This window comes from Pseudoalteromonas sp. PA2MD11 (assembly GCF_017808125.1).
GTDB lineage: Bacteria > Pseudomonadota > Gammaproteobacteria > Enterobacterales > Alteromonadaceae > Pseudoalteromonas > Pseudoalteromonas simplex.
The window spans coordinates 78,699-100,231 of sequence record NZ_JADKNF010000018.1; the positions used below are offsets into that span (position 1 = coordinate 78,699).

Sequence of the window (21,533 nt, forward strand, 5' to 3'; positions counted from 1 at the left end):
ACCTGTTCGTCAATAATTAAATGATAATTAATTTCATTTAATTTGGTTGCTGAATTTTTGTTCTTAGTGGTAAGTTTACTTTGTTTTGAAATAGGATTTGAAAAAACTACAATGAAAAAGCTATCAAAGTATCTAATAGTATTTAGTTTATTGTTTACAGCAACAGGGTGTTCTCCGAGCTTCACTTACAATAATTTAGGTTGGTTATCAGGGTTTTGGATTGATGATTATGTTGACCTGAACAGTGACCAAGCTGATAAATTTGAGCATATTGTTAAAACCAGCCGAGATTGGCATCGAGAAACACAACTCCCCTTATATAAACGCGACCTTGAAAATTTAAAGACCATGTTAGATAAGCAAGTTGACCATAACGAGCTTAAAGCACACTTTGTACAAGCGAAGCAGCACTGGCAAACATTGATTAATAAAATTGAGCCTGAACTTATCGCTTTAGCGAATTCACTTTCTTATAAGCAGCGCGTAGAGTTTGTTGCTGCACTGCAAGAAAACATTAATGATGAGTACAAAGAACACGAAGAAAAATCGCCTGAGCAACATAAAAAAGAACGTTTAGAAGAAAACCTTGAAAACTATAAAGAGTGGTTCGGTAGCAAACTCACTGCGCAGCAAAAAACACTCATAGAGAGTTCATCAAATTATCGAGTCAGTACATTTTTAATGTGGATGCAGTACAAACAAAGGCGTTTAGATGCATTAAAAACGTTATTTATGCAAAAGCAAAAACCAACAGACTTTGATAGCCAGTTGGCAGTCATCATTAATAATCGCTTAGCTTTTATGAGCGATGAGTTAATTGCAGCCGATGATAAAAATCTCGATAACTACGTTAATTTATTAGTGGAACTAAAACCTACATTAACCGACAAACAGCGCCGCAATATTCACGATGAATTTGATGATTTAATTGAGGAAGTGGCCGACTTAATCGATGACTAAAATTCTATTGGAATTGAGCTGTTTATTTGATCTATAAGGTGCTTTGCCACTATAGCCTAAGATTTAAAAGCAGTAGGGTTATGTTTTAAGCCTTGTGACTGATCTATAAAAATAAAAATGAAAAAGCTGTGAAAATATTTTATATCGTACTGATCTTATCATCTTTAGTGTCTCACTTTCCCGCATTCGGAAAAAAGTTAATTTCAAAAAGTGAGTTGTCTATTCAAATTGAACAAGCATTGCATCGTGAATCGTTAGTTGGGGTCGTTTGGTCAACCGTTTCAGAAGATGAAATTGAATTAGGAGCGAAAGGGCTCGCAGATTCTGATTTACAAATGGAGACAGATAACAAAGTTCAGAGCGGGTCTATCGTTAAAACGCTTATTGCCACTGGTGTATTACACCTTGTAACAGAAGGTAAACTGTCTCTCGATACACCAGTTGATGAAATTTTATCTGATATTGATTTTAAAAATTCCTGGTCATCAACGACCCCTGTTCGGGTTAGACACTTGCTTGATCACACTTCGGGTCTTGAAGATATTCGACTTTGGCAACTTTTGACGACAAAAGCAGAGCCAGATACAGCCCTACAAAATACTATTGATCCGCATCAACTACATATACGAAATCGACCTGGGAGTCGCCTATCATACTCTAATATTGGCTATGCTTTACTTGGTATGGTAATTGAGGCGGTTGTAAATGAGCGTTACGAAATATACTTGGATAAACAATTACTAGCCCCTCTGGGTATGCACATGAGTACGTTTAAATTTGTATCGCAAGAGGGGCCTTTTCGAGATCCAATGCTTGCAATGGGTCACTTCGAAAATGGTGTAAGCCAAGTCACACTCCCTATGTATTTAAGGCCAGCAGGACAATTTACAACTACAGCGAATGACATGGCTCTTTTTGCTAGATTCCTGATGGGTGATGGAAGGGTAAATGGTCGTGTATTGATTGAATCTTCATTGTTAAAAAGTATGGGTAAGCCTTTCAAAACAGAAGCCGCTTTAAATCAATTAACGGATATTGGTTACGCGTTTGGAGTTACAACTCGCGATAGGCATGGTGTAGTTGGTAAGTGTCATAGTGGCTCTACGTTGGGTTATCGAACTAATTTTTGTTATTTTCCTAATGAGCAAAAAGCATTTTTTATTGCTTTTAATGCTGATATCGAAACAGCTGATTATAAACAATTTGATGATATGTTGATTAATCACCTTGATATTAAAAAATATAAACCATTGACGCCATCAAGCTCAGAATTAAAAGTAGATGAGTGGCAAGGTTTTTACACGCTTTCTCCAACTCGCATGAAGCGTTTTGAATATTTTGACCAATTACTTCATTTTGCATTTGTATCATTAGATGGCAGTGAGCTAGTACTTAAACCATTTCAGGGTCAAAAGAAAATCTTGCACCCAGTAGGCGATAATCTATTTCGCGATAATACAAAGCGATTAGCTTCTCATGCATTGTATATTTCCGACAATGGTAAACACTTAATTACTGATGGTTTTCGAACATATGAGCAAACCAGCCTTTGGTTACTGGTACCAATGTGGCTAAGTTTATTATTTGGTTTAATAGGTCTGTTATGGATATTGATTTATGGCGCTATTTGTTTGGTTTTAGGCTATTTTAACTTACTGAGCAAAGTACTTGTTCCATTTTTAGCAGCGACGTTTCTATTAGTTCCACTGCCACTTTTCTTTAGCCAATCATTCTTACGTCTAGGTGAGGTGACAGTAGCGAGTAGTATTTTAGCTATAGCAACGGCAATATTACCGTTTTCCATGTTGTATGGTTTATGGCGCTTATTGAATCATAAAAGAATGACTACTATTAATTACTTGAATGGTTTTGCTATGTTTAGCATATTGCAATGGTCAGTCATTTTAATCTTTTGGGGCGTGTTCCCTCTAAAGTTGTGGGGCTAGTTGATTTAATAGTCACTATAATAGAGTGCATCTTTATGCACTTTTTAATAATAACTTGTTCCTATATTACTTTTTTCGCGTTAAAATTAAGCAATTATAACAATAACGAGAAACCGGATGGATATTGGGGCGCTAAGAGGCACTCAAGCATTACGAAATAACGTTCTTAAATGGATGGGCTTTTGTCTAGGTGTTTTAGCGGGCGTGTTCGCGGTTTTTAATCTATTTATAAATGACTTTGTTGTTCTAGGTGCGTTAGAAGTCGTTTTTGCTTCGTTTTGTTTTTATATCTTTTTCTATACCCGTAAGCGCAATGGTCAGCTTTGGCAATCACTCACATTATGCGTTTTCTTATCGCTACTCATTACGTTAGGCACGTATCTCAGCGACATTAAAAGTTTGTTGTTTATTTGGACTTGCTCACTTCCGGTCTTATTTTATCTGTTATTAGGTAAACAATACGGCAAAGTTTTGTCGCTGATAGTGGCTGTGCTACAAGGGGGGATTCTATTAACCAAATCAAGTCTTGAACCTCTCAATAGTGTTAACTTTTCACTTAATTTTTCGTTTACCTACATCAGTATTTGGGCAGTGTCTCATACCTTTGAAAATAGCCGTGCACAATATGGTAAGCGGCTCGAAAACTTAGCTTTACTTGATCCTTTAACCGGCGCGGGTAACCGCTTGGCAATGACCCACTACTTTGAAGTTGAACTTAAAAACAAAAATGGCTTGTTTATCTTAATGCTCGACCTTGATTATTTTAAGAATATTAATGATCAATACGGCCATGAAGTGGGCGACCGCATTTTGATTGAAGTAACCAGTTTCTTTAGGCAACGCATTAGTAAAGGCTACGTATTTCGTATCGGAGGTGAGGAGTTTGCTATCTTCTTACCTGACAGCGACCCGCAAAGTGCATACGATTTTGCAGATATGCTGCGCGAGCACTTAGCAACAACCATCCACAACATTGATGAGCAAGCTATTAATTTGACCATTAGTATTGGTGTTGCTTGCTACATGCCAAATCAAACCCTTAAAAACTTTATTAAGCGTGCTGATGATGCGCTATACCAAGCCAAACAGCAAGGACGAAATAGAGTAGTAACGGCATATGAATTAAGCCAACAAAATAAAGCGAGTTAGTGCGACTCAAGCTTTGCAAGTTAGCCTTTGTACATAGTGTCAAAGTCAGGAATGTTTGCTTCCCATACTGGAATATCTTTGCCTATGTATTCACGCATAGCATCGAAGAATAAACGTGTTCTTACTGGTAAGTCTCTGTGTGGGTATACCGCATACACCGCACTGTAATCGAGTAATTCCATATCGGTTAAAATAGGCACGAGATCGCCACGTTTAACTTCATCGTCAAGAATAAATGCCGGTGCTAGAACATATGCATTGCCTGAGATAGCCTTCATTAAAAGTACTTCGGCATCGTTCGCACGAAAAACACTTTTAATATTTTGCTCAATAATATCGCCATCGGCATTACGATAGCGAATACCGCCAATGCGTTTACTTGGGCTTGAATAGCTAGCGGCAGGTAGCTCTTTTAAATCTTCAACCTGTTTTGGCATACCGTAAGTTTCAATAAACTCCGGTGAAGCCAACAGCAACATACGGTTGCGGGCAATTTTACGGGCAATAAATGACGAGTCTTTTGGTTCGCCAACACGAAACGCTAAATCATAGCCTTCTGATACTAAATCAATCAGCCTGTCGTCTAAACGTAGCTCCACCTCAACTTGCGGAAAGCGTTTTTGAAAGTCGTTAATGACTGGTTGAATATAGCGTTTACCAATAATACTTGATGAGGTAATTTTTAACGTACCACGGGGTTCTTGGTGGTAATTCTCTGCAAGCCTGACGGTATCTGATAACAAATCTCTAAGTTCGGCTGCTTTTTTTACCATTTCAGCACCAGCGGCAGTCAACGAAAAAGAACGTGTAGTACGATTTAGTAAACGAACACCTAATTCATCTTCGAGGCGGCTAATTTGTTTTGAAATAACTGAGCGATCTATATTTCTAGATTCGGCGGCTTTGGCAAATGAGCCTCGTTCAATTACTTCAAGCAACATTAATAAGCGACTGGTGGTATCCATAGCAGTTCCTTAAATTCTATTGGTGCAATTCTGGCATTAATGAATTTAAAAATCTATCATTTTTATCCACTAATTAGTTGCGTAACATTGTCTCCAATCTATTAACAGGAGAGTCGTGATGAACAAATCTATTCTTGCAGTGGCAGTGACCATTGCGAGCTTAACGCTTGCAGGGTGTGGCACAGAAGCCAATCAAGCAGCACAGCAACAGCAATTACAACCTATCGATGTAGCGCAAGTACTTGTAAAACCGGTACAAAATTGGCACACCTATACAACGCGTTTAGAAGCACCACAAGAAGTCGCGCTTATGCCGCGTGTTTCAGGTGTGATCGATAAAATTAACTTTAAAGAAGGTGACAGTGTTAAAGAAGGTGATTTGCTTTTCACCCTTGATGCTCGTCCTTTTGCTGCCGTAGTAGATAGCTTAAAAGCGCAGATAGAGAGCGCCAAGGCCGCATTAGAGCAGGCTAAAAGTGAAGCAAAACGTGCAGAGCGCTTAACTGAGCGTAAAGCAATTTCAACGGAGCAAGCTGAATCTCGTAAATCAACGCTAAGACAACGCGAAGCGCAATTGCTAGCGCTACAGGCTGAACTTACGGCCGCAGAGCTTGATTTAGAATTTACTCAAGTGCGTTCGCCAATTGATGGCATTGTATCTCGCGCGAATATCACCAAAGGTAACAATGTTCTTGCTGGTCAAAGCGTGTTAACAAGCATTGTTTCAAACCAGCAAATGTATGCTTATTTTGATATTGATGAGCGTACATGGAATCAATCGTTTACTGATGTGACAGCGCAAAGTGAACAAGCGGTTGTGATGCAAAAAGTGGGTCAAACCAGCTTTAACTTCAATGGCAAAATCAACTTCATTGATAACCAAATTAATGAAACTACGGGCACTCTTCGTGTGCGTGCGGTGTTCGAAAACGATGAACAACAATTACGTGCGGGCTCATTTGCACGTATTAAGCTTGCTGCCAATAAAGTAAGTGAAAAAGTCATTGTGCCTGAGCGTGCAATTGGTACTGATTTAAAGAATCGCTTTGTACTCACTGTAGGTGAAGGCAATGTTCTTGAATACAAATTAGTAACGGTGGGTGAGCGTTACGGCAGTTTACGTGCGATTACATCAGGACTAAACGAAAACGATGTGATTGCTGTGAATGGCCCGGCGCGTGTTGGCCCTGGTATGCCAATTTCACCAAACACAGTCACAATCAATAGCGACGGAATTGCATTTACTCTTTCAAATAATCACTCAGATTTGGTTGCTAAACAGTAGGTCAAAATGAAATTTTCACACTTTTTTATCCAGCGACCCATCTTTGCAGCGATGCTGTCGCTTATATTTCTCATTGCAGGGGCAATTTCGCTATTTCAATTGCCAGTGAGTGAGTACCCTGAGGTTGTACCACCAACGGTTGTAGTAACAGCAAATTACCCGGGTGCTAACCCAACGGTGATTGCCGAAACAGTGGCAACGCCACTTGAGCAAGAAATCAATGGTACAGAAAACATGTTGTATATGTTTTCACAAGCAACCAGTGATGGCCGCATGACTTTAACAGTTACTTTTGCATTAGGTACTGATTTAGACCGTGCACAAGTTCAAGTGCAAAATCGTGTCAATAGTGCACTACCACGCTTACCGCAAGAAGTTCAGCGTTTAGGTGTTGTAGCCGAAAAATCATCACCTGATTTAACCATGGTGGTGCATTTGTACTCGCCTGAAAAAACACATGATACGACCTACTTAGCGAACTATGCTGATTTGTATATCAAAGACCAAATTGCGCGCTTAGGCGGTGTGGGTGATGTGCAAATGTTTGGTGGTGGTCAATATTCAATGCGTGTTTGGCTTAACCCTGATGCACTCTCTGCTCGCGATTTAACAGCAATGGACGTAGTAAATGCATTACGCGCTCAGAACCAACAGGTTGCTGCGGGTAGTTTAGGTGCGCAACCTACCTCGAAAAGTAATCAATTTCAAATTCTGATGAATGTAAAAGGGCGCTTAAGCTCACAAGAAGAATTTGAAAATGTGATCATCAAAGTAGGTGACCAAGGTCAGCTTACACGCCTAAGTGATGTAGCACGCCTTGAATTAGGCCAAAACACCTATGCATTAAGAGCGATGTTAGATGGTCAACCTGCGCTTGCAATGCCGATTTTCCAGCGCCCAGGTTCAAATGCGATTGAGCTTTCTGATCAAGTGCGTGAAACCATGAAAGTATTATCAAAAGACTTTCCGGCAGGTGTTGAATACGACATTGTTTATGACCCAACTGTATTCGTACGCGGTTCAATTGATGCTGTTATTAAAACGCTACTAGAAGCAATTGCATTAGTTGTAATCGTTGTTGTGGTGTTCTTACAAACTTGGCGTGCATCAGTAATCCCACTGATTGCAGTACCGGTATCTTTGATTGGTACGTTTGCGGTTATGCAATGGTTGGGGGTTTCGATTAATACCTTATCGCTATTCGGTTTGGTTCTTGCCATTGGTATTGTTGTTGATGATGCCATTGTTGTGGTTGAGAACGTTGAGCGTAATATCGAGCAGGGCTTATCGCCACTTGAAGCAACCCGTGTTGCAATGACAGAAGTAACAGGGCCAATTATCGCCATTGCACTTGTATTGTGTGCGGTATTTATTCCAACGGCATTTATTACGGGTTTATCTGGTCAATTTTATAAACAATTTGCTTTAACCATTACTATTTCGACGGTTATCTCAGCGTTTAACTCGTTAACACTATCGCCTGCGTTATCGGCGTTACTATTAAAAGGTCATGATGCAAAACCAGATCGTTTAACTAAGCTATTAAACCGTGTATTTGGTAACTGGTTATTTAAACCTTTTAACCGCTTATTTGATAAAGGCGCCAATGGCTACGAAAAGCTGGTACAAAAGCTAATTCGTATGAGTGTGATTGTATTAGTTGCTTATGTTGCACTTGTTGGTGGCACAGTAAAATTGTTTGACGCAGTACCAGGTGGTTTTATCCCACAGCAAGATAAGCAGTATTTAGTGGCTGTTGCACAGTTACCCGATGCGGCAAGCTTAGACAGAACTCAAGAAGTCGTGCAAGAAATGGAAAAAATTGCATTACAAGTACCGGGTGTTGCAAACACAGTATCGTTTCCTGGTTTATCGGTGAATGGTTTTACAAATAGCCCTAATAGCGGCATTGTATTTACACCGCTTGCCCCTTTTGAAGAGCGTCAAGATCCGAGCATGTCGGCAATGGCGATTGCGGCTCAGTTAAATCAGAAGTTTGCTAGTATTGATGAAGCATTTGTTGCGGTATTCCCGCCACCGCCAATTCAAGGTTTAGGTACAACGGGTGGCTTTAAACTGCAAATTGAAGACCGTGCAAACAAAGGCTTTGAAGCACTCTTTAACAGTTTACAAGCAACCATTGCGAAAGCGCAGCAAGACCCAGCATTAATGGGGCTTTATTCAAGCTTTAGAATTCAAGTACCGCAAATGGATATCGACATTGACCGTGAGCAAGCGCTTATCCAAGGTATTCCACTTGATGAAGTATTCAATGCCCTACAAGTGTACTTAGGTTCTGTGTACGTGAATGACTTTAACTTGTTTGGTCGTACATATCAGGTTAATGCGCAAGCTGATGCTGATTACCGCCAAGATCCTGAGCAAATCTTGAATCTTAAAGTACGTAACCGCATGGGTGAAATGGTGCCATTAGGCTCTGTATTAACGGTCACACCAACAACAGGCCCAGATCGTGTAATGCACTACAATGGTTACCCTACAGCTGAATTAAATGGTAGCCCAGCACCAGGTTATAGCTCTGATCAAGCGCAACATGCGATTGAAGCAATCCTTGCCGATACATTACCAAATGGTATTGAGTTTGAGTGGACAGAAGTAACTTATCAGCAAATATTAGCGGGTAATACCATGGTGTATGTTTTCCCACTTGTTGTATTGCTTGTGTTTATGGTACTTGCAGCGCAATACGAGAGCTTAAGATTACCACTGGCTATTATTTTGATTGTACCTATGACGATTTTCTCGGCCTTGTTAGGTGTGTGGTTTGTTGGTGATGACAACAACATTTTCACGCAAATCGCATTAATCGTACTGGTTGCACTGGCAAGTAAAAATGCCATCTTGATGGTAGAGTTTGCACGAGATCAGCATAAAACGGGGTTGTCTCACCTTGAAGCCATTATTAAAGCGTGTCGCTTACGACTTCGCCCAATTTTAATGACATCAATTGCCTTTACGGCAGGCGTTGTACCTCTTGTTTTAGCCACAGGTGCAGGTGCAGAGATGCGTCATGCTATGGGTAACGCAGTGTTCTCAGGCATGATTGGTGTAACTGTGTTTGGCTTATTGTTCACCCCGGTGTTTTATATGTTAGTCACTAAAAAATCGCAGAAGGAGCAACACGATGCATAAGCCTCTTCATGGAATCTTTAAACACGGCAAACTAGTCAGTGCGATGCTGTTAGCTGGAGCACTGACTGGCTGCGCACAAAGCGTAGATATGCAAGAGCAGCAAGTGAGCTTGACACAATTTGTAAGCGATACACAAATTGGTGAACAAAACGAAGGTGCGAGCGAAAATAACTGGTGGCGTCGTTTAGATTCAGCGCAGTTAAACAATTTAGTGACTGATGCATTAGCAATGAATCACGACCTAAAAACCAGTCAACTTCAGCTTGATGCAGCCATTGCCCGTTTAGGTGCAGCCCGCGCGGATTATTATCCGCAGGGCAGCCTAAGTGTGGGCGCAGAACGCAGCAGCTTAGATGGCGCAATTACGCGCCAATCAAACGCTGGTGTTAATGTTAATTGGCAACTTGATTTGTTTGGTCGTATTACCGCACTGGTTGATGCAGCTAATGCGGGTGCATTAAACCAAGCGGAGCAGCTAAGAGCATTACAGGTTGAAGTGGTTTCTGCCGTAGTGCAAGGCTATGTCAGCTATCAAGGTAATGTACAAAAGCAAGCGATTATTGAAATGCAAATCGAGGCGCTCGAGCAAAGTATTGATGTGCTCAAAGCGCGAGTAGAGGAGGGGGTTGCGAATGAACTTGATCTTAACCGTACTCTAGCGCAGTTAAAGCAGCAACAAGCGCTTATTCCTGAGCTTAGTTACTTGCAATATCGCGACCTCGCAACCCTTGCGGTGCTAACAGGGCGACTTGCAAGTGACATAACATTAATCGAAGAGCCTGAGTTACTCAGTCACGAATTTAGTGTGTCGTTTACTAAAGCCAGTGAAGCAATGGCACTGAGACCAGATATCACCAGTGCTTTATATCAGTTTAGTCAGGCTTATTCGCTAAGTGTTGCCGCCTCAAAAGCACTACTGCCAGATATTAGTTTGGCTGGGTTTGCAGGTGTGGTGAGCTTAACCAGCAATGGCTTAGAAGATACTGTGCAACAATGGCAAGTCACACCAAAAGTTGAATGGTCATTACTCAGCTATCCTGCATTATTAGCGCAGCGTGATGCACAGCAGTTTTTAAGTGAAGCCGCTTACAGTGACTATCAAAGTAAAGTACTAAAAGCCATTAGCGATAGTGAACTTACTTTACAAAGGCTAGTCAAACAGCAGCAACAGTTAAGTTATGCTGATCAGCGTTTTAATTATGCCAATAAAGCATTTGGTCAAGCTCAAGCAATGTACCAAGAAGGACAAATTCCTTACTTAGAGTTGTTAGATGCGAGACAGGATGTTTTAATAGCGCAAGAGAACGCTGTTGATTCAACAATTGCTTCATTACAGGCCAAAGTAAGTGCTTATCAAGCATTTAATGGTCGTTGGAGCTTTGAACTAAACAACCTTTAACCCAGAGTATTCAATGTCACATATTCAACAAACTACAGAACTTCCGTCAACAATGCGCGCGCTTGCACTGATTGAGCCGAATGACGCCATAGCGTTATCTGAACTTTCTGTGCCAGTACCGAGCCCTGAAGGCAATGAGCTTTTGGTTAAAGTTGAATATGTAGGCTTAAATCATGGTGATGCCAACTTTGCAAAACAAGGTTTTTGCAAATGGCATTACCCCCATGTATTAGGTCATGATGCTGTTGGGGTGGTTGTTCAGGCAAATAAAGGTGTATTCCCAGGTGTGGGCGCGCGTGTTGTATGGCACGCCAGCCTTGGCGACCAAGGTGTGTTATCTGAATACACAACGGTGCCAAACTATGCGGTATCGGTTGTGCCAGATAACGTTTCACCGGCAGATGCTGCAACCTTACCTTGTTCAGGTATGACGGCATTAATTGCCCTTGATAAGTTGCAACTAAGCGAAGGGGATTCACTGTTTATTGACGCAGGGGCGGGCGGCGTTGGTCAATTTGCTATTCAATTTGCTAAGCAACGTGGTGCAACTGTATTTACCACTGCCAGTAAACACAATCATAAGTTACTTAAGCAATTAGGTGCTGATGTGGTGTTTGATTACAAAGACCCTAAACTTGAAGATAAAATTCGCCGTGAATTAGGCCCGCAAGGCTTTGACGCGGTGCTTGATTGTATTGGTGGCGATAGCACCATTCGTAACGTTGAGCTAATGCGCTTTTGTGGCCGTATTGCCTGTTTAAATGAATTACCTAAATTTGAACAAGAACTTATGTTTAGGCGCGCACCAAATATTGGCATTGTATCCTTAGGCGGAGCGTGGCTTGCAAATAGCTTATGTGCGCAGCAAAAGCTGAGCTTTATGGGTAACTTATTACTCGATAATGCAGCCCGTGGCGAGATCAAATTGCCACAAATTCATGCCGTTGATTTTACCGCAGAGGCTGTTTCAGCAGCTTTAAATAAACAACTTGCTGGTGGCTTTACCGGTAAACAAGTCGTACAAGTAAGCGGTTAATTTTGCAAACTCACTGCCCAGTCATCTTGTTTGATGGTCAGTGCAACCTGTGCGATTTTTGTGTGCGGTTTATTTTTATAAACATTTAGAGTAAAGCTTGCTATTCTCGTTATTGGGAACAAACAACAATAATAAGAATATGAACATTCTCTTTCTAATCCTAAGTTCGGTTTACATTGCTTTACTGCTCTTACAACCATCATTAACTCAGCCTATTATGGCGCTATTTAAAACATTACCAATCGGCCTGTTGATTGTGATGGTATTAAAAGGGCGCAATCAGTTACAAAATCGCACTTTTATTACTTTATTATTCGCTCTTAGTTTTTCAGCACTAGGTGATGTGTTGCTAGCCCTTGATACAGGGCAACTGTTTATAGGTGGTTTAGCGGCATTTTTTATAAGCCACGCTTTTTATATCATTACCATGTTGCCAATTAAAACTTGGCGACTAGACGTTGTACTTCTTTATCTATTTTTGGCCATCATCGTTTTTTGCTTATTCTATCCAAACTTAAATGACATACTCATTCCTGTGCTTTTCTACATGCTGGTGCTTACTATAATGGCAAGCCTTACTTGGATGACGGATAAATCGAACGGCTTTTTAGTGTTAGGTGGGGCCGTGTTTGTTATATCAGACTCTATTCTTGGCCTTAACCGTTTTTATTTAGAAATAGCGCATGCAGATATCGCAATAATGATAACGTATTACATTGCGCAATTTTTCTTAATTAATGGTTTTATAAATCATCATTCAAATAAATAACGGCAGGATTTAACTAGCCATATAGCAAGGTGCTTGATGACAAAATGAGCAAAATCCATCTTTTTGTATTATTGCTATTAGTGGTTTTTAGTAAGCTTCGCTTGTTAAATTGTTGTGTTTAAATGAAAAAAGTTGTTTGTGATTGTTGCATTGTAGTTCTTTTGTATTAAACTTTCCCACCTAGAGCGCACTGACAAGATGTTAGCGTGCTTATGTTTTGGATATATAGCCCATTGTTATATTTCCTAGCATTTCTAGTTAATAAACCATGGAAAGGCTTATATCTCCAAAGTGTTCTTTTATTCGTAATAACGATTAAATTATTTAAGGATTAAATAATGAAACACCCTCGCAATTTTGCGCTTACCTTAATTGCTACTTCATTGTTAGCAGCATGTGGTAGCGATAATGACAGTAATGATAAAAAACAAAATATTGCACCTGTTATAAGCGCAGAGAGTCAAGTTAGCTTCGATGAACTTACAACTTTAACTCTTGAACCTGAAGTAAAGGACTCCGATGGCACTATCAGTAGTTATCAATGGGCACAACTCTCAGGCCCAGAAATAGATTTATCTAATACGACTGACGCTACTTTTTTAATTACCGCCCCCGAGGTTGATGAAGATACGACTGTTGAAATTGAATTAACAGCAACAGATAACCAAGGTGCTTCGGCTAAACATACAACAACATTGACTATTAAAAATGTATTAATTGCTCCTGTAATTGATGCTAAAGATCCCCAAGAAATTAATGAAAATACATCGGCGACCTTAAATCCTGAGGCATCTGATCCAAATGGTGAAGTTATCTCTTATGCATGGTCGCAAGTAAGTGGCGTTGAGGTAGAAATAGCCGATAATTCAAACACTAACCTTGAGTTCACGGCCCCAGATGTAGACTTTGATGAAGAGCTTCAATTTGAGCTTCTTGTTACTGATAACGATGGTCAAACATTTACTCAGACGCTTGATGTAATTGTTGTCAATGTACCTACAGACGCGCTTGGTTCACCTAAAGGCTTAGAAACCATTGAGGTTAACGGAAGAAGCGTTGAAGCAGCTCAAAATGAAGTACTAGTGCATTTAAAAGAAGATATTACCCTTGAAGAGCAGCAGGCAGTACTCGATAAAATTGATTCATTGGGTGGTTCATTAAACAGCTACGACAAAAAATTAAAATTAATGCAAGTAAGGGTCAGAGATACAGCTGAAGAGTCTGTGTTGATTAATGATCTAGCAAACCTTGAAGGGGTACGTCACTCTGGATTAAATGAAATTGTAGCGCCAGATAGCCTACGAGAAAATCCGATCAAATTTAAAAAGCGAAAATCGAATAAATCGATGCAGCTGGCAATGGCTAAGAAGGTTGCAAGTGTTGAAGATGAATCGACTTACACAGGTGATTATTGGCACAGTATCATTTCTGCAGATAAAGCATGGCAAGCTATTGAAGAAGACAGTTTAGAATCAGTAAAAGTGGGAGTTGTAGATACAGGTATCTCAGATTCACAAACTAGTTTAGATGAGTCACGACTATCTCGATTACAGATATTAGCAGACGGAGGTTATGTAACCACAGATACTGACGATACTGATTCAGAGCATGGCTTGTGGGTTACTAGCTTTGTTGCAGCGTACAATATGGCAGAAGGTAAAAGTTATTCGGGGGTTAACCCGTATGCAAATGTTATTCATGCCGATGTGTATTTTAGACGTTGTGATGGAATTTTAAGTGCGGCTGATTGCCCATTTGGCATTGGCGAGAAAACATTTGTAACTGACTTAATTGCTGGTGCTAAAGCAACAATAGATAATGGCGCAAGTATTGTTAACTTATCTTGGGGTGATACAAGTAAGTGCTCAGATCCAACTGAAGTAAGGTTACAAAGCCGTCGTAGCTGGCGATTAAATCAAACCAACCTTGTTGAATATGCAAAATCAAAAGATGCGTTACTTGTGTATTCTGCAGGTAACAACTGCGAAAAAGCTGATCACCAACTATTACTATCTGAAGATGATATTGGCGCTGATGCGTGGAAAACAAACGCGCTAATTGTTGCTGCTACTGATAGTAGCAATATGGATGCTACTTTTTCACGTATGGGGGAAGTGGTAAATATAGCTGCGCCCGGTGTCGATTTAGGTTGGGGTAATGGCGAAGTTGGAAGCGGGACATCATATGCTGCCCCTTTAGTCACAGGTTCTGCTGGTTTGATCAAAGGTATCAACTCATCGTTAAAAGCCGCTGAAGTTCGTGATATTTTACTTTCAACTGCAAGTAATACAGTTGTTTTATCTGATGAGTCTAAAGATGTAGGCACTACATCACCTACAAAATTACTAAACCTTAATTCGGCAGTTAAAACAGCACAATTAACAGTGGACTCTGATCTTGAGGTTATGGCAGCTACTTCATTGAGCAAAGGCACTGAAATTAATAAAACCATCGAGTTTTCTTTACCAGAAACAACAGTAAATGCATTAGATATTATGTTTTTAATTGATGTTAGCGGTAGCTATGACGATGACATTAGTAATTTAAAGACACAAGCTGATGCAATCCTTGATAACTTAACTGGTCGGGGTATTAACGTAGCCTTTGGTGTATCGGCATTTTCTGATTTTCCAATTGATGGGTATGGTAGTGCAGGAAGTGGTGATGAAGCGTTTTATTTACTTCAAGAAGTTACCACTAATGTTGATGATGTGAAGTCAGGTATTACTAGTTTAGAGACCTTTTATGGCGGTGATTATCAAGAGTCACAACTTGAAGGCCTTTATCAAGTAGCAACAGGCGCAGGACGCGATATCAACGACGACGGTCAATACACAGACGCGGGTGAAATATCGCCTTCTAGTATAGGTTGGCGTGAAGGGGCATTAAAGGTTGTGCTACTTGCGACCGATGCCGCTTTCCATGATTCTGATCTCGAAACTGACTATCCAGGTGCAGGTTTCACACAAGTTATTAGTGAGCTGCAAGATAACGGCATCACGGTGTTTGGACTTCAAAGTGGTAGTAACAGTGATACAACAGAAGATATCAACCGTGTTGTAAGCGCAACGGGCGGTGTATCATTTATGCTATCAACAGACAGTAATGAAATCGCAGATAGAATCTCTGAAGCATTAGATGAAGCGCTGAAAGAGATTGATATTTCGATTGAACATATCTCTGGAGAAGAGTGGGTAGCTAATATCACACCAGAAGTCATCCAGGCGGCTAAACCAGGTGACACAGTAACTTTTGATGTAACATTGCAAGGCGTTAAAAGTGCATCAATAGAACCACTAAACTATGAAGTTATTTTATGGGTTAGAGGTGATGAAAGTGCTGTTCTAAGAAGGGTTGTTCTACCAATTACAGTTCCTGTAGCAGAGTAAAGTAATAGCGGGTATTTTTAATAAATACCCGCTTTTTAGGGGCAATAATGTTTAAGCGTATTTTTATTTTCAACATCCTTTTGTTTACGAGCTTTATAAGTGCTTGTAAGCAAGATCGAAATCAGTGCGTTTACGAAGGTTTAAAGTATGAATGTGGTGTACTCGTTTTGTCTGTAGCAAAAGAATATGTTGAGTCTGCTGAGTTAGCTGATTTTTCAAAAGTGAATAGTGGCTATTTAAGAGCTGTAGACCCAGAGCTCGGGCGTGTAATCATTGAGTTCGATAAAAACATAGAGCCAAGCTTATTAAAGTCCCACATTCAAACACTTAACAGTCTCAAAGGAGTGAAAAGAGTTCATTACTTACCTGTAAGCCAGCCTGATTAACTAGATAACATATCAGTGATTATGCGTTTTTATGTTATTATACGCGCGTTTTAATTTACGAGATTTTCCATGGCAAATACAGCGCACGCACTGCACATCCTTGTTAAGCATAAAGAACAAGCTGAAGACATCATCAAGCAACTTAAAAAAGGTGCGAAGTTTCAGACGTTAGCTAAAAAATATTCAACCTGTCCGTCGGGTAAAAAAGGCGGCGACTTGGGCGAATTCAGACGTGGGCAAATGGTGCCACAGTTTGACAAAGTAGCTTTCAGCGGCGAAATTTTAGAGCCGCATCTAGTGAAAACTCGCTTTGGTTGGCATGTTATTAAAGTGCTATATAGAACTTAAAAATTAAAGCCTGCCTAAATAGTGTAAGACACATTGTTAGTCTTAAATATTTATCAATAGTGAGTTGAAGTCTATGGCTTTAACTCATTATTGGACAAAAACACGTTAGAGTATTTAATCAGTGACGCTCGATTAACGGGTAAAAAATTGTAGGCTAAAATTGAGCGAAGCGAATAGCCCGCAAGTTTTTTATCCCTGTTTAATTGCTTGTTAGGCAATGTGTTACGCATGAGGCTCAGTTGGGTAACTATGCATTACACACCTTTGATTACATTTGTCACAATCTGCCGAGATAACCAACTTATAGTTGATGAAATACCCAAGAATGTTGAGCAATTTTGGCATGTACTTCACTAAAAAGCGTGCAAGTATTAAATACAAAATAACTACAGATACTAAAGACCTTAAAAGTACAGGGTTTGTGTTTACACTTGCCAAAATTGATCCAACGGCACCGACAAACAGTGATGTTACTCCGTAGACTATCGCAAACAAAATTGAGGCGAAAGGAATGCAAAGTACAAACAATCCAAAACAATCTAACAGACTAATTTTAAATTCGATTTTCCGTTTAGATTTATTTCCACAGACGCTACATTTCATCGAGTTGCCTAACGCCCGCATAATGGGCGGATTAAGCTTGGCTAAAATAGCGAAGAATGAGCGACAGCCAAGCTAAAGACGTCCATTCATTGATGCGTTTGTTAGGTATACTTTGCACCAAATTCTTTGTAACACTTTGGAAAGTAACCCCAAACTCTTATAAATGAGTCTGTCGCTTCAAATTCAAAGCCGATGCGTTGAATAAGGTTTAGAACCTTTTCAGACAAATCAATATCAATCCACTCAACACTCAGCAGTGTGAATGGCAAGTGATAGTACCATTCGCTATCCCAACCAGAAATGTAACCGTTAACTACCTTTGTTCGGTAACAAGGTTTTTCTGAAAAATCGCGAACCTCAGAAATAAGCTCATTCCATTTGGTATTGTTGGCTGCCCCAACCAACTGCCTTTCAGCAATAATTCTCTTTGCTTCTTTTTTATACTTTTCATCGGAAACGGCATCAGCCATTGGCATCAGGCTCATTAGTATACCTAACGCCTTAATAAACGGCGAAAAATAGCAGGCTAAACTAAGCGAAGAATGAGCGCAAGCCTGCTGTTTTACGTCTATTGCTTAATTAACTTGTTATATTTCTACTGCACTCCAAATCACTCCGTTTAGAGAAATAACTACGTGCCTTTCGCAACCCTCAAACTCTTTTTCAGTGAAAAGTATATGGTCAAAAGGCGGGCTTAAATCATAAGTTCCATCCCTAAAAGATACAAAACCTTCAAAATCATACTTTAAAAGGTCAATACCCTCACTAGTGAACAAATCAGTCACCAACTGGCCTTTATTGCAAGTAATTTCATGGGTAGGAGCAATTGAGTGAAAGAAAACTCGGCTATGTGCCGCAGCTTCATAGTCGCTACCACAACCGTATATCACTAAGCTGGATTCATTGGAGCAAACAGTTCTTTCAACAATTAATTCCCAATTTGATTGCGCCCAATCATGGAAATAATCATCAAAGCAAACGGCAAAGTCTCTATCTCTTGAATCAGCTTCTTTTGCATATGATTCATATGAAGCCAATACGGAGCTAAAGCCTGAATTCAATATGCTCCTGAAGTTTTCAATCGCTAGTGGTAGCAATTCTTGATTTATACTCATGCCAATGACTCAATAGAAATATAACGCCGCAATATGGGGCGCATAAATGCTTGGCTAAAATTAGCGACGAAGGAGCGCAAGCCAAGTGTTTTGCGTCCCACACATAATTGCCTTGTTATAAGCCACCGATAACTAAATGATAGATATTTGTGACTAAGGGACTAAACCAATCAAGCCCTTTAAAACTAACTATTATCCAATAAGTTAACAGTAAAGTAACTAAAAGATACATGATTGCATAAAGTTGAGCTACTTTAAAATTACCGCCTGTTTTGAAGCCATCCTTGGGTACAAATGTAGCCGCGAATGAATATAAAAAACCGCCAGTGCACCAGAAAATAAAAAATACTATATCCAACGAAAGCTGATAGTTAATGGAATATGCCAAATAAATATACGTGTATGAAAGAAACGCTCGATATAATGCATATAAATATTGGTCAGAATACTCCCCTAAATCAATAGCATCCAAGAAATAACCACTTTCGCGTTTTTCAGGAAATAAGTAGCTTAAAAGAATAGCTAATAATATGAGTATTGGGCTGAATAATTGGTAATCAATTAACCCAATAACGAGGAAATACGCTAATAAAAGCCAAAAGTTAAAATATCGTTTCTCTAGTTTTAAAATACTCACAGGGTTCCAAAGTGACGGTGGCTATTGTGGCTTATAACGTCGCCAGCAGGGGCCGAAAAACCAGAGCGAAAGCGGCGGTTTTTTGGTCCCTCTGGCTGGCCTTGTTATAAATCACCTTGTGCCTCTATACACGACTTCTCCTTCATTTATCCCAAGATCGTTACGCATGGCATTTAGCATAGAGTCAGCTTTTTCTCTCATCTGCTCCCATGTCGCTTGCTTGCCCTCGTAAAGTAATGGAATAAAGAAATCGATCATCTCATTGTATTTATCCAGCACTTCTTGGCAGGAAACTAACGATATGTAGCCATAAGCTTTATTTCGATTTAGGGCGAAGGAATGCTCAACGTCTGCACTAATAGACTCTTGCGTTGATGTGGCAACTGCCTCTAGTTCTCTAAGAATTTCTGAAACTATATGAATCACATCCTTGTAGATAGCCAATTTATCAAAGTGACGATTCAACTCTTTTTGCTTCAAGGTATCTATTTGAGCTTTCAAGTCCTCTAGGGCTGCCTCATTCTTAGCCTTTAGTTTTTGGAGGCTCTCCTCATGCTTGGCTCTTTCATTTTGCAGCATGCGCTTTGCCCATAAGCTTCCAAGCCAATGGGAGAATGCGGCAAGCAACAATGCACCACCACCCAGTGATGCGATTATTGCAGCTGCTATTTTAAAGATTTCTTCGATGCTCATAGTGATTTATAACGCCCGCCTAACACGCAATGTGTTGGCGTGGCTTTTTGCGTTGTTTGCCAAAACCATGACAACTTAACATTGTCGGAGTTTAGGCGCTTGTTATGTAACGTTACCACGAAAAATGACTTACGGCTTCTTTGTACGATGCTAACGCTTTATATATAGCAAGTTTTACTCTTAATTTTTTGTAAAACACTTGATAGCAAAATACAGGTAAAAACCACACAACGAACAGTAGAATTTGAATAAAGAGCAGCACAAATACAAGTTCGTTGTAAATACCATCGAGTAAAAAGAAGATTAAAACAAGGAGATTAAGTCCAACAAAAAGCCAGATGCCCCAACGAGCATCTTTTATGAGTTCTCTTAATTCTGTGGTTTTACTCGGAGCTTTCATATTCTCTAGTTACATAACGCCCCAATAAGGGGCTGATAATGCTTGGCTAAACTGTGTAGCGAAGCGGAACTGAGCCAAGCTTTAGCAGTCCCGCGCTTAATTGGCTTGTTAGGCATACATTACAAAGAAAGGTAATATTCTGCATAAAAACTTTTTAAAAAATGTATAGCGTCTTCTTCTAGCCACTTATCTTTGCCATTGACCAACTCATCAAATTCATTCCTAAATTTTTCAGATTCTTTGAAGCTTTGAAACTTGCGGTTTTGATAAGCTTCAAATTGCTCCGCTGTAAACGACAAGTGTTCTATCACAACTCCTTTATTTACACGCAGGATTTGATAATGCGAATATTCTGAGCCGTATCCCATATGCACATATTCCGTCATCTCACCATCAGGAACAATTAGTGCTCCTGAATACCAATCAGCTACTAATTTATGACTTTCAGGGAACAACTCCGGCACTATTGTTTTTCGTTTAGGATCATCAATAGGCTGCCCTTTCAACAAAATCGAAGCATCTATTAAAGTTAGGTGACCGGCAACCACTTCCCATTTGGCTATATACCCTCGCCAATTTGAAGACCATATAGAGGCTTCTTCCGGAGGTTGCCATCCTTTCTTTTCTATGAAGTCATCAAGTGGGTTAGTGTTTAAAGGGAGTTCAACTCCATCAATAATAATAGTATCTGGCTGCTGTGCAGTAGAATAAGCTAATTGTGAATAGAGAAAAATTAAACCTATGAAGAGATATTTGAACATGACTTTCCTTGTATGCCTAACGCCGCAAATAAACGGCTAAAAATAGTTGGCTATAATTTGTGAGGCACGAACAAAGCCAACTGTTTTTTGTCCGCACTTTTAATTTGCTTTGTTATATGCCGCTATCTCGAGTAGAGGTGAGCTAGTGGTGTAACAAGCAAAATAGTTAAAAGTATTAGCCCAGACCACACTATGTAGCCCGTAACTTTGGATAGTGATAAAACAACCTTATCACCAGATTTGGTGAACAGAACTCTTGAAACAGCTATTAAACCAAATGAGGCAAGGTAAGTAGTAAGTGTCACTGAGACACCAAGCGAAATCCCTTCTCCATTGCTCCCATAAAACTTATAGAGCATCCATAATGCACCTAAAAAGCGCTCACCTACACCATATAGCATGATAAAACTTATAAGAAGAAACACCAAAGCTGTAGAACGGCTCAAAAATATCATAGGCATATAACATTTTAGTATTTATGCGACACGCAGTTTGTGTTGCATAATCGCTTGTTGGACTGAGCCGCTACCTGCTCAGTG

18 protein-coding genes are annotated in these 21,533 nt (G+C 39.9%); 12 read left to right on the forward strand and 6 right to left on the reverse strand.

Annotated features, from left to right (window positions below):
• The first annotated feature begins 111 nt into the window (after positions 1–111).
• From ISP07_RS17385 to ISP07_RS17395, 3 genes are all read left to right on the forward strand, one after another.
• Positions 112–960 (forward strand): DUF6279 family lipoprotein, encoded by an 849-nt coding sequence (locus tag ISP07_RS17385; RefSeq protein WP_209328377.1) that lies wholly within the window; start codon positions 112–114, stop codon positions 958–960.
• 128 nt (positions 961–1,088) lie between these two features.
• The gene (locus tag ISP07_RS17390) at positions 1,089–2,906 is read left to right on the forward strand and encodes a serine hydrolase domain-containing protein (protein ID WP_209328378.1); all 1,818 of its coding nucleotides are present in this window, start codon (positions 1,089–1,091) and stop codon (positions 2,904–2,906) included.
• Positions 2,907–3,023: 117 nt separating this feature from the next.
• On the forward strand, positions 3,024–4,055 hold the full coding sequence (locus ISP07_RS17395; RefSeq protein WP_209328379.1) for a GGDEF domain-containing protein: 1,032 nt from the start codon (positions 3,024–3,026) through the stop codon (positions 4,053–4,055).
• A 20-nt stretch (positions 4,056–4,075) separates the two neighbouring features.
• Here ISP07_RS17395 and ISP07_RS17400 read toward each other — a convergent pair whose 3' ends face one another.
• On the reverse strand, positions 4,076–5,020 hold the full coding sequence (locus tag ISP07_RS17400; RefSeq protein ID WP_063703579.1) for a LysR family transcriptional regulator: 945 nt from the start codon (positions 5,018–5,020) through the stop codon (positions 4,076–4,078).
• Positions 5,021–5,138: 118 nt separating this feature from the next.
• On the opposite strand from ISP07_RS17400, the gene ISP07_RS17405 reads away from it, so the two are divergent.
• From ISP07_RS17405 to ISP07_RS17445, 9 genes are all read left to right on the forward strand, one after another.
• Positions 5,139–6,305: an efflux RND transporter periplasmic adaptor subunit gene (locus ISP07_RS17405; protein ID WP_209328380.1), complete on the forward strand. Its 1,167-nt coding sequence runs from the start codon at positions 5,139–5,141 to the stop codon at positions 6,303–6,305.
• A gap of 6 nt (positions 6,306–6,311) precedes the next feature.
• A complete protein-coding gene (locus ISP07_RS17410; RefSeq protein ID WP_209328381.1) occupies positions 6,312–9,458 on the forward strand; it encodes an efflux RND transporter permease subunit in 3,147 nt (1,048 codons plus the stop codon).
• The gene (locus ISP07_RS17415) at positions 9,451–10,857 is read left to right on the forward strand and encodes a TolC family protein (protein WP_209328382.1); all 1,407 of its coding nucleotides are present in this window, start codon (positions 9,451–9,453) and stop codon (positions 10,855–10,857) included. The genes ISP07_RS17410 and ISP07_RS17415 overlap by 8 nt, the downstream gene beginning before the upstream one ends.
• Before the next feature lie 13 nt (positions 10,858–10,870).
• The gene (locus ISP07_RS17420; protein ID WP_209328383.1) at positions 10,871–11,893 is read left to right on the forward strand and encodes a zinc-binding dehydrogenase; all 1,023 of its coding nucleotides are present in this window, start codon (positions 10,871–10,873) and stop codon (positions 11,891–11,893) included.
• A 139-nt stretch (positions 11,894–12,032) separates the two neighbouring features.
• Positions 12,033–12,662 carry a lysoplasmalogenase gene (locus tag ISP07_RS17425; RefSeq protein ID WP_209328384.1) on the forward strand — a complete coding sequence of 210 codons (630 nt, stop codon included), beginning with the start codon at positions 12,033–12,035 and terminating at the stop codon, positions 12,660–12,662.
• A 338-nt stretch (positions 12,663–13,000) separates the two neighbouring features.
• Positions 13,001–16,051, forward strand: a complete 3,051-nt coding sequence (locus tag ISP07_RS17430) for a S8 family serine peptidase (RefSeq protein ID WP_209328385.1) — start codon at positions 13,001–13,003, stop codon at positions 16,049–16,051.
• Positions 16,052–16,098: 47 nt separating this feature from the next.
• Positions 16,099–16,437: a hypothetical protein gene (locus ISP07_RS17435; RefSeq protein WP_138617368.1), complete on the forward strand. Its 339-nt coding sequence runs from the start codon at positions 16,099–16,101 to the stop codon at positions 16,435–16,437.
• A gap of 69 nt (positions 16,438–16,506) precedes the next feature.
• Positions 16,507–16,785 (forward strand): peptidylprolyl isomerase PpiC, encoded by a 279-nt coding sequence (gene ppiC, locus ISP07_RS17440; protein ID WP_054552145.1) that lies wholly within the window; start codon positions 16,507–16,509, stop codon positions 16,783–16,785.
• Positions 16,786–17,110: 325 nt separating this feature from the next.
• Positions 17,111–17,266 carry a hypothetical protein gene (locus tag ISP07_RS17445; protein WP_209328386.1) on the forward strand — a complete coding sequence of 52 codons (156 nt, stop codon included), beginning with the start codon at positions 17,111–17,113 and terminating at the stop codon, positions 17,264–17,266.
• 223 nt (positions 17,267–17,489) lie between these two features.
• Here ISP07_RS17445 and ISP07_RS17450 read toward each other — a convergent pair whose 3' ends face one another.
• From ISP07_RS17450 to ISP07_RS17470, 5 genes are all read right to left on the reverse strand, one after another.
• Positions 17,490–17,873, reverse strand: coding sequence for a DUF6678 family protein (locus ISP07_RS17450; RefSeq protein WP_209328387.1), 384 nt, complete (start codon positions 17,871–17,873; stop codon positions 17,490–17,492).
• A 102-nt stretch (positions 17,874–17,975) separates the two neighbouring features.
• Entirely contained in the window at positions 17,976–18,503 is a 528-nt protein-coding gene (locus ISP07_RS17455) for a hypothetical protein (RefSeq protein WP_209328388.1), read from the reverse strand.
• Positions 18,504–18,618: 115 nt separating this feature from the next.
• Positions 18,619–19,140: a hypothetical protein gene (locus tag ISP07_RS17460; RefSeq protein WP_209328389.1), complete on the reverse strand. Its 522-nt coding sequence runs from the start codon at positions 19,138–19,140 to the stop codon at positions 18,619–18,621.
• 111 nt (positions 19,141–19,251) lie between these two features.
• Entirely contained in the window at positions 19,252–19,833 is a 582-nt protein-coding gene (locus tag ISP07_RS17465; protein ID WP_138558702.1) for a hypothetical protein, read from the reverse strand.
• Between the two features lie 519 nt (positions 19,834–20,352).
• Positions 20,353–20,994 (reverse strand): hypothetical protein, encoded by a 642-nt coding sequence (locus tag ISP07_RS17470; RefSeq protein ID WP_209328390.1) that lies wholly within the window; start codon positions 20,992–20,994, stop codon positions 20,353–20,355.
• Between the last annotated feature and the right edge of the window lie 539 nt (positions 20,995–21,533).